Origin of the sequence: Blastococcus sp. KM273129, assembly GCF_021698995.1 — a bacterium.
Classification (GTDB): Bacteria; Actinomycetota; Actinomycetes; order Mycobacteriales; family Geodermatophilaceae; genus Blastococcus.
The window spans coordinates 18,483-32,774 of record NZ_SSXB01000042.1; the positions used below are offsets into that span (position 1 = coordinate 18,483).

The window sequence follows — 14,292 nt, forward strand, 5'->3', positions numbered from 1 at the left end:
TCAGGCCCCCAGGCCGCGGAGGGCGTCGAGCACGGAGGCGGCGGTCGGGTCGGTGAGCTCGCCGGCCAGCCGGCCGTCGGCCAGCAGCACCACGCGGTCGGCGTAGGCGGCGGCCGAGGGGTCGTGGGTGACCATGACGACGGTCTGGCCGGTCTCCTTGACGCTGGAGCGGAGCAGGCCCAGCACCTCCGCACCGCTGCGGGAGTCGAGGTTGCCGGTGGGCTCGTCGGCGAAGACGACGTCGGGGCGGGGCAGCAGCGCGCGGGCGATCGCCACCCGCTGCTGCTGGCCGCCGGAGAGCTCGTGCGGGCGGTGCCCCAGGCGCTCGCGGAGGCCGAGCCGGGCGACGACGTCGTCGAACCACGCCGGGTCGGGGCGCTGCCCGGCCAGCTGCATCGGCAGCACGATGTTGTCGCGCGCCGGCAGCACGGGCAGCAGGTTGAACGCCTGGAAGACGAAGCCGATCCGCTGGCGGCGCAGCCCGGTGAGCTGGTCGTCCCGGAGGCTGGTCAGCTCGGTGTCGCCCAGCCACACCTGCCCGGCGGTGGCGGCGTCCAGCCCCGCCAGGCAGTGCATCAGCGTGGACTTGCCGCTGCCGGAGGGGCCCATGATCGCGGTGAACCCGCCGCGGGCGAAGGCGACGTCGACACCGGCCAGTGCGTGGACGGCGGTCTCGCCCCCGCCGTAGGTCTTGCGCAGGCCGGCGGCGCGGACGGCGGCGCCGGACAGGGACGCCGGCTGCTCGCCGGGGACGGTCATGACGGGGACGGGCACTTCGGACCTCCGCGGGACAGCTGATCGGGACGGTGATCACGCTGCCGCCCGGCGCCGTCCTCCCGCGTCGGAGCACGGGCCGGTCCTCGCCGAGGCCGTGGTCGTCCCGTGGGTGGACCGGCCGTCATGCCGCGGGTGGACCCCGTTCCGGCGTCATGTGCACAAAACGCCCTCGGGGGCGGGTCAGGCGTTGCGGAGCAGGTCCGCGGGGGCGACCAGCCCGGTGCGGTAGGCCAGGACGACGGCCTGCACGCGGTCCCGGGAGCCGGTCTTGGCCAGCACCCGCCCGACGTGCGTCTTCACCGTGGCCTCGCTGACGACGAAGTGCGCGGCGATCTCGGTGTTGGTCGCGCCGTAGGCCATCTGCTCGAGCACCTCGCGCTCGCGCGGCGTGAGCTCGGCCAGGGCCCCGTCGTCGGCGCCGGCCGGTGCGACGGCCGCCCCGCCCCGCAGGATCGGCGCGACGTGCTGCAGCAGCCGGCGGGTGGAGCTCGCCGCGATCACCGAGTCGCCGGCGTGCACGGTCCGGATCGCCGCGAGCATCTCCTCCGGGGCGGCGTCCTTGAGCAGGAAGCCGCTGGCCCCGGCGCCGATCGCGGCGACCACGTACTCGTCGAGGTCGAAGGTGGTGAGGACGACGACCCGCGGTGGCCCGGGCAGCGCGGTGATCCGCCGGGTGCCCTCGATGCCGTCGGTGCCGGGCATGCGGATGTCCATGAGGACGACGTCGGCCGGCGTGCGGGCCAGCACCTCGACCGCCGCCGCGCCGTCGCCGGCCTCCCCCACCACGGTGAGGTCGGGCTGGGAGTCGATGACCATGCGGAACCCGGCCCGCACCATCTGCTGGTCGTCCACGAGGAGGACCCGGATCGCGCTCATCGGGGCGAACGGTAGGGCAGGGCGGCGTGCACCCCGAACCCGCCACCGGCGCGGGGCCCGGCCTCCAGGTGCCCGCCGTGCAGCAGGGCGCGCTCCCGCATGCCGCGCAGCCCCTGGCCCAGGCCGTCGGAGCCGTCGACCGTGGCCGCGGCGCCGCGGCCGTCGTCGAGCACCGAGAGCTCCAGCGCGTCGGACCGCCACTGCAGCCGCACCCAGGCGCGGCCGGCCGGGCCGGCGTGCTTGAGCACGTTGGTGAGCGACTCCTGCACGATGCGGTAGGCGGCCAGCTGCGGGCCGGCGGGCATCGGCTGCGGCGTCCCCTCCTCGATGAGGTCGACGTCCAGGCCGCTGCCCCGCACGTCCTCGACCAGGTCGGGGGATCGCGGCGACGTCGGGTTGCGGGGCGTACTCCTCGCTGCCGCCGTCCCGGAGCACGCCGAGCAGGGCCCGCATGTCGGTGAGCGCCTGCCGGCCGGTGGCGGCGATCGCCTCCAGCGCGTCGGTCGCCGCCCGCGGGTCGGCCCGGCCGGCGTAGCGGCCCCCGTCGGCCTGGGCGATGACGACCGAGAGGGAGTGCGCGACGACGTCGTGCATCTCGCGCGCGATGCGGGCGCGCTCGGCGGTCGCGGCCAGCCGCATCTCCTGGTCGCGCTCCAGCTCGAGCAGCTGCGCCCGCTCCTCCAGGGCGGCCAGCCGCTGCAGCCGCGCGCGCCGCAGGTCGCCCAGCGCCCAGGCGGCGACCACCGCCACGCCGATGGACCCCGCGGGGACGACGGCGTCGACGACGTCGCTGGAGTAGTAGCGCAGGCTCGCGAGGACCGCACCCACCAGCCCGACGGCCAGCCCCGCCTGCCCGGCCCACCGCGGGGCGTACGCGGCCAGCGAGTAGACCATCACCAGCGCGGCGTAGTTGGCCGCCAGGAACTGGTCGGAGACCAGCAGCTCCAGCAGCCCGGCCGCGACGACGACGGCCGCCGCCGGGACCGGCGCGCGCCGGCGCCAGGCCAGCGGCGCCACGAGCAGCACACCCACGAGGAACGAGGCGCCCTGGCTGGACCAGTAGGTGCCGGCGGGCAGGACGACGGTGACCAGGCCGATGAGCGCGGCCAGCGCGGTGTCGACGACGAACGGCCGGTCCCGCAGCCACGGGGCCAGGTGCTCGACGGGCGACCGTTCCATGCCCGGGAGCCTAGGGACCGCGAACGCCGGCCTCGTCGCCCCGCGGGATGATCCGCGGGTCGTCCCGCGGGGGGATCAGTCCTCGGGGGTCGGGTCCTCCGGGGCCTCGAAGCCGCCCTGGCCGGGGGGCTCGGAGACCACCGGCGCCTCCATGGTGACCTCGCCGGCCTGCTCGAACACGAAGGTGACGGGGATCGACTGCGACGAGCGGAGGTCCGTGGACAGGTCGGTCAGGAGCACCGACGGCGGGCCCTCGGGCTCCAGGTAGACGTTGTCCTCCTCGGGGATCTCGATCGTCCCGGCGGAACCGTCCAGCGGGACCAGCTCCGCGCCGGCGAAGTCCTCACCGCGGACCTCGACCAGCTGGTCACCCGTGGTGCCGGTGTTCGCGATGGCCGCGTAGAGCCGGACGTCCTCGCCCACCTCCCACACGCCGTCCTCGGGGAAGGCCAGCCCCAGCGCGGTGATCTTGATGTCCTCGGTCACGGCCTCGTCCGGCCCGGGGTTGCCGCCGATCACCTCGTCGCCGGGGACGTCGAGCGGGTTGTCGAGGTCGTCGACCCCCGGGCTGTCGGCGCCCCCTTCCCCACCGCAGGCGGCGAGGGGCAGGGTGGCGGCGAGGAGCAGTGCGGCGAGCGGGTGCCTGCGCGTGCGGCGGGTCATCCTGGTCCTTCCGGGGGATCTCTCGTACGACCGTCCCCGGTTACCCCCGGCCGGTCACCGGCACCCCTCGGCGGGCGGGCCGCAACAGACTTGTCGCATTGGGGAGGGCGCGTGGACGACGACCGGACCGGGCCGGTGCCCGACGAGGGCGGTGACCCGGCGTGCTGGCTGCGCCGGGTCTGCCCCGCCTGCGGTGGGCTGGCCGATGACGACCCGCCCACCACCTGCCCCCGGTGCGGGGAGGACCTGCCGGCGGGGTGAGCGGGTCAGGCGGCCGCGCGCGTGCGCCCGGCCGCACGGAAGTCGCAGAGCGCGTCCCGGAGCGCCACGCCCAGCCGGTCGGCGGGCAGGTGCAGCTCGACGCGGGGGTCCAGCGGCAGCCCGGCGGACGGCGGGCCGGCCAGCAGCGCCAGGTCGGCGTCCAGGGCCTGCTGCTCGGCCGCGGCGTGGGCGGCCAGCAGCGCGCGCGACGGCAGCGGCCGGCCGGGCCCGGACGCGTGCAGGACCCGGGTGAGCACGCGGGTGGAGTCGGCGTCCTCGGGCTGGAGCAGGGTCACCACGGTCGTCGTCGCCCCCGAGTCCAGCTGGTCGCGGCGCACCCGCAGCGCGAACGGGGCCCGGTGCACGTAGGTGACGCGGCGGCGCTGCCGCAGCGGGCGTCCGCCCAGCGCCACCTCGGGGTCCAGCGGGTCGTCGCACCACTGCTCCTGCACCGAGCGGAACCCGCCCGCCTCCCGGACCACCTCGTACGGCGGCACCTCCGGGTGGTCGGCGGCCCCCGTCGTCCCGCCGTGCACGAACGGCAACCGGGCGACGTCGAGCAGCAGGTCGGCGACGACGGCCGCGGGGGCCGGGGTGCGCCGGGGCGCCAGCCACCGGGACAGGAACCGGCGGTCGTCGTCCTCCGGCACCTCCAGCGGCGCCCCGGCCGGCGCGGCCGGGGCGAGCTCGACGACGCCCCACCGCTCGCGGACACCGTGCGCGGGTGGATCGGCCCGCAGCCCGTCGCCGTCCCTCCGCAGGGTCCACGTCCGGCCGAGCAACCGGACCTGCAGCCAGCCGCCGTCCCGGAGCTCGGGGGAGAGGGCCACCGGGTGCCAGGCCCGGTCCAGCGAGGGGTCGAGGTTCCCGAACACCGGGCCGCGCGGCGCGGCGACGGGCGGCGGCGCCTCGGGGACCGGCCGCTCGGCGGGCCGGGGCGGCAGCGGGAGGACGGTGCGGTCGGGGGCCAGCCACACCCAGCCGTGCCGCTCCTCAACCGCCCACGGCATCGCCAGGTCCGCCCGGGGCGGGGGCGCGCCGGCCGGCCCGAGCGAGGGCGCGGCCACGCACCGGCCGTCGGCGTCGAACCGCCAGCCGTGGCGCGGGCACTCCAGCCGGCCGTCGGTGACCGTGGCGGACGCGAGCGGGACGGCCCGGTGCGGGCAGCCGGCCGGGAAGGCGCTCACCTCGCCCCCCGGCCGCAGCCGGACCACCACCCAGGCGCGCCCGCCGGCGCCCACCGGCACCGGCGTCGTGCCCACGTCGGCGGCGCGGGCCACCGCGAACCACCCCGACGGCAGAGCGCTGATCGCGACCATGAGCCATTGCACCCGGGCCCTGTGCCTTCCGGGTTACGGCGGTGGAGCGATCCGGTCAACCCTGCGCCCGGCGGCGGCCACCGCACCGGTCGGCGGTCTCTACAGTGACCCCGACCACAGCCCGGCGGTTGCCCGGAGGGAGGGACCGTGTTGCGCGGAGCGCTGCGCTGGCTGCGCCCCGGCCACCTGGGCACGGAGGCCGAGCAGGCGACCTTCCGCACCCTCCACTCGGCCTCCCTCACGGCGCCGGAGCTGCGCGAGGGGCTGACCAGCGGCTCCGCCGGGCGCGCGATCCGGCACCTGCGGGACCTGCTCGGGGTGCCCGCCGTCGCGTTGACCGACACCGTGACGACGCTGGCCTGGGACGGCCGCTTCGGCCACCACGAGCAGGACGCGGCAGCCCTCGCCGCCGTCGTCGTGGAGTCGGGCGGCACGGTGGTGCTGGACCGCACGAGCTTCGCCTGCTCGGACGCCGGGTGCGGGCTGCGGCAGGTCGTGATCAGCCCGCTGGTGGTGGAGGACCGGGTGGTCGGCACCCTGCAGGCGTTCACCTCGTCGGCCTCCGCCGCGCTCGTGCGGGCCGTGACCGAGGTGGCGCGGTGGGTGTCGGGGAACCTGGAGCTGGCCGAGCTCGACGCCTCGCGGACGCGGCTGATGGAGGCGGAGGTGCGGGCGCTGCGGGCGCAGATCAGCCCCCACTTCATCTACAACTCGCTGACCGCGATCGCCTCGTTCGTCCGGACCGACCCGGTGCGGGCGCGCGAGCTGCTGCTGGAGTTCGCCGACTTCACCCGCTACTCCTTCAGCCACCACGGCGAGTACACGACGCTGGCCGAGGAGCTGCGGTCCATCGAGCGCTACCTGGTGCTGGAGAAGGCGCGGTTCGGTGACCGGCTGCAGGTCACGCTGCGGGTGGCGCAGGAGGTGCTGCCCGTCGCCGTCCCCTTCCTCTGCCTGCAGCCGCTCGTGGAGAACGCGGTGCGGCACGGCCTGGAGCGCAAGCCGGGCACCGGGACGGTGACCATCATCGCCGCCGACCAGGCCGGGGAGTGCCTGATCTCGGTCGAGGACGACGGCATCGGCGAGGACCCGGAGAAGGTGCGGCGGGCCCTCGCCGGCGACGTCTCGGTCGACTCGGTGGGGCTGGGCAACGTCGACGCCCGGCTGCGCACGGCGTTCGGGGACGACTACGGTCTGGTCGTCGAGACCGCCCCGGGCGCGGGGACGAAGGTCATCGTGCGGGTCCCCAAGTTCGCTCCCGGGGTGCGTCCGTGACCGAGCTGGCGAGGGCGCGGAACCGGACGGGCGACCGCCTGCGAGGAGGGGCCGTGACCGCAGACCGGTTGACCGTCCTGGTGGTCGACGACGAGCGCCCGGCCCTGGAGGAGCTGCGCTGGCTGCTCGAGCGGGACGCGCGCATCGGCACCGTGCTGGCCAGCGACTCGGCGACGGAGGCGTTGCGCCTGCTCCAGGAGCGGGCGGTCGACGCCGTCTTCCTCGACATCCGGATGCCCGGGCTCAGCGGCGTCGACCTGGCGCGCGTGCTTTCCCGGTTCAAGGTGCCGCCGCCGGTCGTCTTCGTCACCGCGCACGACGACCACGCGGTGGACGCGTTCGAGCTCGGCGCCGTCGACTACGTGCTCAAGCCGGTCCGCGACGACCGGCTGGCCGAGGCGGTCCGCCGGGTGGTCGGCGCCCGGAGCGGCGGGGCCGCGCCGGTGGACGACGACATCGCCGTGGAGCTGGGCGGGGTGACCAGGTTCGTCCCGCGCTCCAGCGTCCGGTACGTCGAGGCCCAGGGGGACTACGCGCGGCTGCACACCCCGTCGGGCAGCCACCTGGTCCGCGTGCCGCTGACCACCCTGGAGGAGAGCTGGAAGGACGCCGGCTTCGTCCGGATCCACCGGTCGCTCCTGGTCGCGCTCCAGCACGTCGAGGAGGTCCGGATGGACGGCGGCCGGTGCACCGTCGTCGTCGGCGGCAGCGAGCTGGTCGTCAGCCGGCGGCACACCCGGGAGCTGCGCGACCTCCTCGTCCGGCGCGCCCGGCCCGGCGCGCAGAACCGGGGCTGACCGGTGCCGGACAGCTCGCCCCGCCGGGTGCGCGTCACCAGCCCGCGCACCGGTGCCGCGCGCGTGCAGCGGGTCCCGGTCGCCCGCGAGATCGACGCGCAGACCGCCCTGGGCGAGGTGTACATGCGCTCGCTGCTGCGCTCCCAGCTCCGGCTGGCGCTGCTGGCCCTCGCCACCCTGGTCGTGGTGGTGGGCGGCATCCCCCTGCTGTTCTGGCTCGCGCCCGAGCTGTCGACGGTCGTGGTGCTCGCGGTGCCGCTGCCGTGGCTGCTGCTGGCCTTCGCCGTCTACCCGTTCCTGTTCGCCGTCGGCTGGCTCTACGTCCGGGCGGCCGAGCGCAACGAACGGGCCTTCACCGACGTGCTCGACCGCTCGTGACCCCGCGGCCGACGGGGGACCGGTCGTGAGCGCCGCGGGCTACAGCCTCCTCGCGGTGACGGCCGTCGTCGTCGCCACGCTGGCGGTGGGCGCGTACGGCTGGCGGTTCTCCCGCACCACCAGCGACTTCTTCGTGGCCTCCCGCACCGTGCGGCCCGGGCTGAACGCCTCGGCCATCGGCGGGGAGTACCTCTCGGCGGCGTCGTTCCTGGGCGTCGCCGGACTGGTGCTGGCGTTCGGCACGGAGATGCTCTGGTACCCGGTCGGCTGGACCGCCGGCTACCTCGTCCTGCTGGTCCTCGTCGCCGCGCCGCTGCGCCGCTCGGGCGCCTACACGCTCCCCGACTTCGCCGAGAGCCGGCTGGAGTCGCGGGGGGTGCGCCGGCTGTCGGCGCTGCTGGTCGTGGCGATCGGCTGGCTCTACCTCATGCCGCAGTTCCAGGGGGCGGGCCTCGCGCTGGCCGCCACGACGGGGACCGGGGCCTGGTTGGGCGGCGCGCTCGTCGCGACGGTGGTGCTGGTCAACGTGCTGTTCGGCGGCATGCGCAGCATCACCTTCGTCCAGGCCTTCCAGTACTGGCTCAAGCTGACCGCGCTGCTGTTCCCGCTGCTGTTCATGGTGACCATCTGGCTCGGCGACGGCGCCGTCTCCCCGGCCTCGACCGGCACGACGCCCGGGGACTCGTGGGAGTCGCCGCTGGCCGGGGCCGGCGACCACCGGCTCTACACCACCTACTCGATCATCGTGGCCACGTTCCTCGGCACGATGGGCCTCCCGCACGTGGTGGTGCGCTTCTACACCAACCCCGACGGGGCCGCGGCGCGGCGCACCACCCTGTTCGTGCTGGCCCTGCTGGGGCTCTTCTACCTCCTGCCGCCGGTGTACGGCGGGCTGGGCCGGCTGTACGCGCCGGACCTGATCGCCAGCGGGAACACCGAGTCGGTGGTGCTGGAGCTCCCGGCGCGCATGCTGGCCGGGACGCTGGGCGACCTGCTGTCGGCCCTGACCACGGCGGGGGCGTTCGCCGCGTTCCTGTCGACGTCGTCCGGGCTGACCGTCGCGGTGGCCGGCGTCATCAGCCAGGACGTGCTGGGGCGCCGCCTCGGCGGCGTGCGCGCGTTCCAGGCCGGGGCCGTGGTCGCCGTCCTGGTGCCGCTGGGCCTGGCCCTGCTGGCCGAGGGGGTGGGCGTCGCCCAGGCGGTGGGGCTGGCCTTCGCCTTCGCCGCCTCCACGTTCTGCCCGCTGCTGGTGCTGGGCATCTGGTGGCGCCGGCTCACCGACGCCGGGGCGATCGCGGGGATGCTCGTCGGCGGCGGGTGCGCCGGGGGTGCGGTGCTGGCCACCCTGCTCGGCGCGGCCCCGGCCGGCTGGCCGGGGGCGCTGCTCGCCCAGCCCGCGGCGTGGACCGTGCCGCTGGCCTTCCTGACCATGGTGGCGGTCTCCCTGGCCACGCCCCGGCGGGTGCCGCGGCACGCCGCCCGGACGATGGTCCGGCTGCACACCCCCGAGGCCGTGCAACTCGACCGCGGCGTCCTGCCCCGCTGATCGACCGCTCGTCCCGCCGGACCTGCCGCACGCCGACTCCTGGTCGCCGCTCGGCGCAGCGGGCGGGCGACCCGGGCTCCCACCGGAGGGCGCGCCCCTACCGTGACAGGGCTCACAGTTCTGCCCGCCCGCCGTCGAGGCCCCGCTCAGACCAACCAGGAGCTCGCACCGTGACCGATCCACAGGAACGGCGTCTGCTGACGCCCGAGGAGTACCGCGCTGCGCAGGACTCACCGGAGTTCGTGGAGCTGAAGAAGCGCTTCCGCAGCTTCGCGTTCCCGATGACCGTGGCCTTCCTCGTCTGGTACCTGCTCTACGTCCTGCTCTCGACGTACGCCTCGGACTTCATGTCCACCCAGGTGTTCGGCAACGTGAACGTCGGCCTGCTGTTCGGGCTGGGCCAGTTCGTGACCACGTTCGTCATCACGCACCTGTACGTGGCGCACGCCAACAAGCGCACCGACCCCATCGCCGACGAGATGCGCGAGCGCCTCGAGGCCCACGACTACGCGCCGGGCGCCCACGCCGGTGACCACACCCACACCCGGACCCAGGGGGCTACCCGTGCCTGACCTGCTCGCCGCCGACGCCACCATCGGCAACCCGGCGATCAACATCTCGATCTTCGGCGCGTTCGTCGTCGTCACCCTGGCCATCACCTTCCGGGCCAGCCGCAACAACAAGAGCGCCGCCGACTACTACGCCGCCGGCCGCACCATCACCGGCCAGCAGAACGGCCTGGCCATCGCCGGCGACTACCTGTCGGCGGCCTCGTTCCTCGGCATCGCCGGCGCCATCGCCATCTACGGCTACGACGGCTTCCTGTACTCCATCGGCTTCCTGGTGGCGTGGCTCGTCGCGCTGCTGCTGGTCGCCGAGCTCATGCGCAACACCGCCCGCTTCACGATGGCCGACGTGCTGGCCTTCCGGATGCGGCAGGGGCCGGTGCGCACCGCGGCCGCCATCTCGACGCTGGCGGTCTCGCTGTTCTACCTGCTGGCCCAGATGGCCGGCGCCGGCGGCCTGGTCGCGCTGCTGCTGGGGGTGAGCGGGCCGGTGGCCGAGGCGCTGGTCGTCGTCGTGGTCGGCGCGCTGATGATCTTCTACGTGCTCGTCGGCGGCATGCGCGGCACGACGTGGGTGCAGATCATCAAGGCCAGCCTGCTCATCGCCGGCGCGCTGGTGATGACGCTGTGGGTGCTCGCCGACTACGGCTTCAACCTCTCGTCGCTGCTCGGCGGCGCGGTGACCAGCGCGGGGAGCGAGAGCGTGCTCAACCCGGGCGCTCAGTACGGCATCAGCGACACCACCCGGCTGGACTTCATCAGCCTGGCGCTGGCCCTGGTGCTCGGCACCGCCGGCCTGCCGCACGTGCTGATGCGCTTCTACACCGTGCCGACGGCGAAGGCAGCACGGACCTCGGTGGTCTGGGCGATCTGGCTGATCGGCATCTTCTACCTGTTCAGCCTGATCATCGGCTACGGCGCCGGTGCGATGGTGGGCGCGGAGACGATCGTCGCCGCCCCCGGGGGCGTCAACGCCGCCGCCCCGCTGCTCGCCTTCGAGCTCGGCGGCACGGTGCTGCTCGGCATCATCGCCGGTGTCGCGTTCGCGACCATCCTCGCGGTGGTCGCCGGCCTGACCATCACCGCGTCGGCGTCCTTCGCGCACGACGTCTACGCCTCGGTGATCAAGAAGGGCGACGTCCCGCCGAACGGTGAGGTCAAGGTCGCCCGGATCACCGCCGTCGTCATCGGCGCCATCTCCATCGGGCTGGGCATCCTGGCGCTGCGCGCCGGGCTGAACATCGCCTTCCTGGTGGCGCTGGCGTTCGCCGTGGCCGCCTCGGCGAACCTGCCGACGATCCTCTACACGCTGTTCTGGAAGCGGTTCACCACCCAGGGCGCGCTGTGGTCGATCTACGGCGGCCTGATCATCTGCGTCGGGCTGATCCTCTTCTCGCCGGTGGTGTCGGGCACCGAGACGTCGATGTTCCCCGGCGTCGACTTCGCCTGGTTCCCGCTGCGCAACCCGGGCCTGGTCTCCATCCCCGCGTCGTTCCTCCTCGGCTACCTGGGCACCGTCCTCACCAAGGAGAAGCCGAACGAGGCCAAGTGGGCCGAGCTCGAGGTGCGGGCCCTCACCGGCATCGGGGCGGAGAAGGCCGTCCAGCACTGACGAAGGGCCTCGCTGCCCCCACGGCTCGCGAGCTCGCCGCGGGACCCTGCAGCGCGGCCGGTTCCAGCACGTCACCAGGCGCGCGTCCCCGGGAGGGGGCGCGCGCCTCGTGCGTCCCGGTCAGGCGGCGGTGGCGTGGGCCGGCGCCGCCACGGTGGCGGGGTCGGCGGGGAGGACGGCGTCGACCGCGCTCGCGGTGCCCGCGACGGCGAGCGCGACCGGGGCCGGTGCGGGCTCCGGGCGGCGGGCGCGGACGACCCAGCGGGCGACCAGGCCGGTCAGCACGACCAGGCCGGCGACGGCGTGCTGCCCGGGCGCGCTGATCGCGACGGCGACCGCCGCCAGGTAGACCAGCGAGAGCAGGGCGGCGGGGACGGGCACACGGGGCAGGTGCAGGTGCACGGCAGGACCTCCGGGTGGGGCTGGGCCCGCCGGGCCGGCGGCCGCGCCCGGGAGCGGGCGGGCCGCCGGCACGGCGACGGCGCAACGGTGGGGTCGGGGCCTACTTGAGCATGTCCTTGGCCCGCTGGAGCATCGACTGGCCCTCCATCTGCGGCGTCGGGAAGAGCCGCGGGTCACCCGGGGGCAGGATCGGGGCGTCCGCGCTGGCCTCGATCGGCCGGGCGGTCATCTCGCCGCGGCCGTCGAGGGCGGGCCCGTGCGCCCAGCGACCGGCGGCGGCCTCCGGACCGTCGGAGGCGACGATGAAGGCGTAACCGGCGTCGCCCGGCTCCTCCTCCAGCGGGAAGGCCTCGGGCACCGGGATGCCCTCGAGCCCGTCCTCCTTGAGCTCCTCGATCGCGGCCAGCCACTGCATCTGGTGCATGTGGTCGCGGGCGATGAGGAACTTCAGCATGTCCTTGACCCCGGGGTCGTCGGTCATGTTGAACAACCGGGACACCTGCAGGCGGCCCTGCATCTCGGCGGTGGCGTTGTAGTGGAAGTCGGCCATCAGGTTGCCGCTGGCGGTCACGTAGCCGCCGCTCCAGGGCAGCCCCATGGAGTCGCGGTAGTAGGCGCCGCCACCGTTGACGATCGCGTGCTGCGGGTTGACGTCGCCGTAGCCGGCGGCCGCCTCCTTGGTGCGGTCGGCCGCGTCCGGCTTGAGCGGCTGGTGGTCCAGCAGCCGGTCGATCATCGTCACGATCATCTCGACGTGGGCCAGCTCCTCGGTGCCGATGGACAGGAGCATGTCCTTGTACTTGCCGGGCAGCCGGCAGTTCCAGCCCTGCAGCAGGTACTGCGTGGCGACGGTCATCTCACCCCACTGACCGCCGAGGATCTCCTGCATCCGGCGGGCGAACGCGGCGTCGGGACCATCGGGCTTCGCCTCGTACTGCAGGGCCTGGGTGTGCGTGAACACGGGCTCTCCTTGCGTCGTCGCTCCACCGCGCTCGCGGTGACGAAGGAGTTCTGCCCGCGCCCGGTGGCCCCCCGGTGCCGTCCCGTGGCCCGCCCGTGCCAAGTGAAGGACCCCCTCGCCCCCCATCGCTCCCGGGCTCGCGGCGGGCCGCTGCGAGGGGGCCGTAGCGCCCGCCGGGCCCCACCCGGCACGCCCGGGCTCCGAGGAGCTCACCTGTCCGGGAGGCGCACCGTCAGGGTGAGCTCGTCGCCGTCCGCCGACCACAGCACCCGCCCCCCCAGCTCGCCGGCCTGCCGGCGCACCGACCACAGCCCGAGCCCGGTGAGGTCCACCGGAGGGCGGTCGTCGCGCAGGTGCTGGAGGACCCGCTCGACCGGGACGCCGGCCTGGGTGATCGCCAGGTCCACCCACCCGCCCCGGGCGGTGACGCGGAGCCGGACCGGCGCACCGCCGCCGTGCCGGTGGGCGTTCTCCAGCAGGTTGAGCAGGATGCGCTGCACGCGCGCGTCGGCGACGGCGACGTCCCCGGCGTCGTCCTCCACCTCCAGCGCGAGCTGGGCCCGGGGCAGCCCGGAGGCGGCCACCGAGGCCCGCAGGACGTCGCAGAGGGTCCGGGTGCCGCGGGACCGCTGGACGGCACCCCCCGTCGCGTCGGCGGTGCGCAGCATGGACGACAGGTGGGCCGTCTGCGCCCGCGCGAGCGCGAGCAGCTCGGCGGCCTGCCCGGGCGTGCGGTCCAGGGAGCCGAGCGCCGCCTCCAGCGAGGCCAGCGGGCTGCGCATGTCGTGGCAGAGCGCCCGGACGACGGCGTCCTCGGCGCTGGGGGGCTCGGGATCGGGGGTGGTGGTCGTCCGGCGCGGGCGCGGGAGGTGCGCGCGCAGCACCCGGGCGAGATCGTTGAGCAGTCCGCGGCTCCGCGTCGACGCCTGCGTGTCGGCAGCCAGGGTCACGGGCACCTCCTCGGGAGTCCGGTCAGCAGCGCCGGAGACGCACCGACCGTCAGGAGTGATGTGGGGCAGACCGACGACGCGGCCGCTGCTGACCGCAGGCCGCCGGTGGACGTGGTCGTCGTGGACGACCACCCGTTGTTCACGCGTGGGCTGAGTCTGCTGCTCCCGGGGCTCAGCGAGGGCCGGGTGCGGGTGGTGGCGACGACGGAGGACGCCTCGGCCGCCGCCGCGATGGTGCAGCGGCACCACGCCGACGTGGCGATCGTCGACCTGCACATGCCGCCCCCGGGGGGGACCAGGGCGATCGCCGCCATCCGGCGCGCGGACCCGATGGTGCGGGTGGTGGCGCTCTCCGGGCTGGCCGAGGCGGACGCCGCCATCGAGGCGTTGCGGGCGGGGGCCTCGGGCTTCCTGCCGAAGACGGCCGACCCCGAGGCGCTGGTGCGGCCGCTGCTCGCCGTCCTCGACGGCTGGTCGGTGCTGCCCGAGGCGCTGCTGCGCCAGCTGCTGTCGGACGCCGCGCCGACGGGGGAGCAGGGCGTCGTCGACCGGCTGACCGCCGACGAGCGCCGGCTGTGGCGGCTGATCGCCGACGGCACCAGCACCGTGGACATCGCGACGACGCTGCACGTCTCGGAGCGGACGGCGAAGCGGCTGGTGGCGCACCTGCTGCGCCGGCTCGAGGTGGCGACGCGGGTGGAGGCGGCGACGCTGGCCGGGCGGGTGGGGC

The 14,292-nt window shown here is 75.3% G+C and carries 16 protein-coding genes and 1 pseudogene; 8 read left to right on the forward strand and 9 right to left on the reverse strand.

From position 1 onward, the window contains the following. The 5 genes and pseudogenes from E9565_RS13050 to E9565_RS13065 form a co-directional block, all read right to left on the reverse strand. Positions 1 to 759, reverse strand: coding sequence for an ABC transporter ATP-binding protein (locus E9565_RS13050; protein ID WP_255715763.1), 759 nt, complete (start codon positions 757 to 759; stop codon positions 1 to 3). A 198-nt stretch (positions 760 to 957) separates the two neighbouring features. Next, positions 958 to 1,653, reverse strand: coding sequence for a response regulator transcription factor (locus tag E9565_RS23570; RefSeq protein ID WP_236827292.1), 696 nt, complete (start codon positions 1,651 to 1,653; stop codon positions 958 to 960). Continuing rightward, positions 1,650 to 1,958, reverse strand: a complete 309-nt coding sequence (locus tag E9565_RS23575; protein WP_374201737.1) for a sensor histidine kinase — start codon at positions 1,956 to 1,958, stop codon at positions 1,650 to 1,652. Before E9565_RS23575 ends, E9565_RS23570 begins: the two co-directional genes overlap by 4 nt. 175 nt (positions 1,959 to 2,133) lie before the next feature. Beyond that, positions 2,134 to 2,832 (reverse strand): annotated as a pseudogene (locus E9565_RS23580) (histidine kinase); the annotation flags it as partial. Between the two features lie 75 nt (positions 2,833 to 2,907). Further along, entirely contained in the window at positions 2,908 to 3,495 is a 588-nt protein-coding gene (locus tag E9565_RS13065) for a copper chaperone PCu(A)C (RefSeq protein ID WP_236835386.1), read from the reverse strand. Positions 3,496 to 3,606: 111 nt separating this feature from the next. Here E9565_RS13065 and E9565_RS13070 point away from each other — a divergent pair, with 111 nt between their 5' ends. Further along, positions 3,607 to 3,756 carry a hypothetical protein gene (locus E9565_RS13070; protein ID WP_236827295.1) on the forward strand — a complete coding sequence of 50 codons (150 nt, stop codon included), beginning with the start codon at positions 3,607 to 3,609 and terminating at the stop codon, positions 3,754 to 3,756. A 5-nt stretch (positions 3,757 to 3,761) separates the two neighbouring features. Here E9565_RS13070 and E9565_RS13075 read toward each other — a convergent pair whose 3' ends face one another. Beyond that, entirely contained in the window at positions 3,762 to 5,075 is a 1,314-nt protein-coding gene (locus E9565_RS13075) for a Rieske 2Fe-2S domain-containing protein (protein ID WP_236835388.1), read from the reverse strand. Between the two features lie 147 nt (positions 5,076 to 5,222). On the opposite strand from E9565_RS13075, the gene E9565_RS13080 reads away from it, so the two are divergent. From E9565_RS13080 to E9565_RS13105, 6 genes are all read left to right on the forward strand, one after another. Continuing rightward, positions 5,223 to 6,350 (forward strand): sensor histidine kinase, encoded by a 1,128-nt coding sequence (locus tag E9565_RS13080; RefSeq protein ID WP_236827297.1) that lies wholly within the window; start codon positions 5,223 to 5,225, stop codon positions 6,348 to 6,350. Between the two features lie 53 nt (positions 6,351 to 6,403). Continuing rightward, positions 6,404 to 7,147, forward strand: a complete 744-nt coding sequence (locus tag E9565_RS13085; RefSeq protein ID WP_236827298.1) for a LytTR family DNA-binding domain-containing protein — start codon at positions 6,404 to 6,406, stop codon at positions 7,145 to 7,147. Positions 7,148 to 7,174: 27 nt separating this feature from the next. Beyond that, on the forward strand, positions 7,175 to 7,525 hold the full coding sequence (locus E9565_RS13090) for a hypothetical protein (RefSeq protein ID WP_236827299.1): 351 nt from the start codon (positions 7,175 to 7,177) through the stop codon (positions 7,523 to 7,525). A gap of 25 nt (positions 7,526 to 7,550) precedes the next feature. Next, the gene (locus E9565_RS13095) at positions 7,551 to 9,071 is read left to right on the forward strand and encodes a cation acetate symporter (RefSeq protein WP_236827300.1); all 1,521 of its coding nucleotides are present in this window, start codon (positions 7,551 to 7,553) and stop codon (positions 9,069 to 9,071) included. Between the two features lie 170 nt (positions 9,072 to 9,241). Then, positions 9,242 to 9,643, forward strand: a complete 402-nt coding sequence (locus E9565_RS13100) for a DUF485 domain-containing protein (protein ID WP_236827301.1) — start codon at positions 9,242 to 9,244, stop codon at positions 9,641 to 9,643. Continuing rightward, complete coding sequence (locus E9565_RS13105) at positions 9,636 to 11,249, forward strand: cation acetate symporter (RefSeq protein WP_236827302.1); 1,614 nt, start codon at positions 9,636 to 9,638, stop codon at positions 11,247 to 11,249. The genes E9565_RS13100 and E9565_RS13105 overlap by 8 nt, the downstream gene beginning before the upstream one ends. Before the next feature lie 120 nt (positions 11,250 to 11,369). Here E9565_RS13105 and E9565_RS13110 read toward each other — a convergent pair whose 3' ends face one another. From E9565_RS13110 to E9565_RS13120, 3 genes are all read right to left on the reverse strand, one after another. Next, positions 11,370 to 11,651: a hypothetical protein gene (locus tag E9565_RS13110; RefSeq protein WP_236827303.1), complete on the reverse strand. Its 282-nt coding sequence runs from the start codon at positions 11,649 to 11,651 to the stop codon at positions 11,370 to 11,372. A 100-nt stretch (positions 11,652 to 11,751) separates the two neighbouring features. After that, positions 11,752 to 12,612, reverse strand: coding sequence for a manganese catalase family protein (locus tag E9565_RS13115; RefSeq protein WP_236827304.1), 861 nt, complete (start codon positions 12,610 to 12,612; stop codon positions 11,752 to 11,754). A gap of 209 nt (positions 12,613 to 12,821) precedes the next feature. Beyond that, on the reverse strand, positions 12,822 to 13,562 hold the full coding sequence (locus E9565_RS13120) for a sensor histidine kinase KdpD (RefSeq protein ID WP_236827305.1): 741 nt from the start codon (positions 13,560 to 13,562) through the stop codon (positions 12,822 to 12,824). Between the two features lie 60 nt (positions 13,563 to 13,622). On the opposite strand from E9565_RS13120, the gene E9565_RS13125 reads away from it, so the two are divergent. Next, positions 13,623 to 14,292, forward strand: a 670-nt coding sequence (locus E9565_RS13125) for a response regulator transcription factor (RefSeq protein WP_236835390.1), incomplete at its 3' end; no start/stop codon positions are given.

What these genes read in the sequence shown, in the direction of transcription:
- E9565_RS13050 (WP_255715763.1), bottom strand. Translation starts at nt 759, where the DNA reads ATGACCGTCCCCGGCGAGCAGCCGGCGTCCCTGTCCGGCGCCGCCGTC.
- E9565_RS23570 (WP_236827292.1), bottom strand. Translation starts at nt 1,653, where the DNA reads ATGAGCGCGATCCGGGTCCTCCTCGTGGACGACCAGCAGATGGTGCGG.
- E9565_RS23575 (WP_374201737.1), bottom strand. Translation starts at nt 1,958, where the DNA reads ATGCCCGCCGGCCCGCAGCTGGCCGCCTACCGCATCGTGCAGGAGTCG.
- E9565_RS13065 (WP_236835386.1), bottom strand. Translation starts at nt 3,495, where the DNA reads ATGACCCGCCGCACGCGCAGGCACCCGCTCGCCGCACTGCTCCTCGCC.
- E9565_RS13075 (WP_236835388.1), bottom strand. Translation starts at nt 5,075, where the DNA reads ATGGTCGCGATCAGCGCTCTGCCGTCGGGGTGGTTCGCGGTGGCCCGC.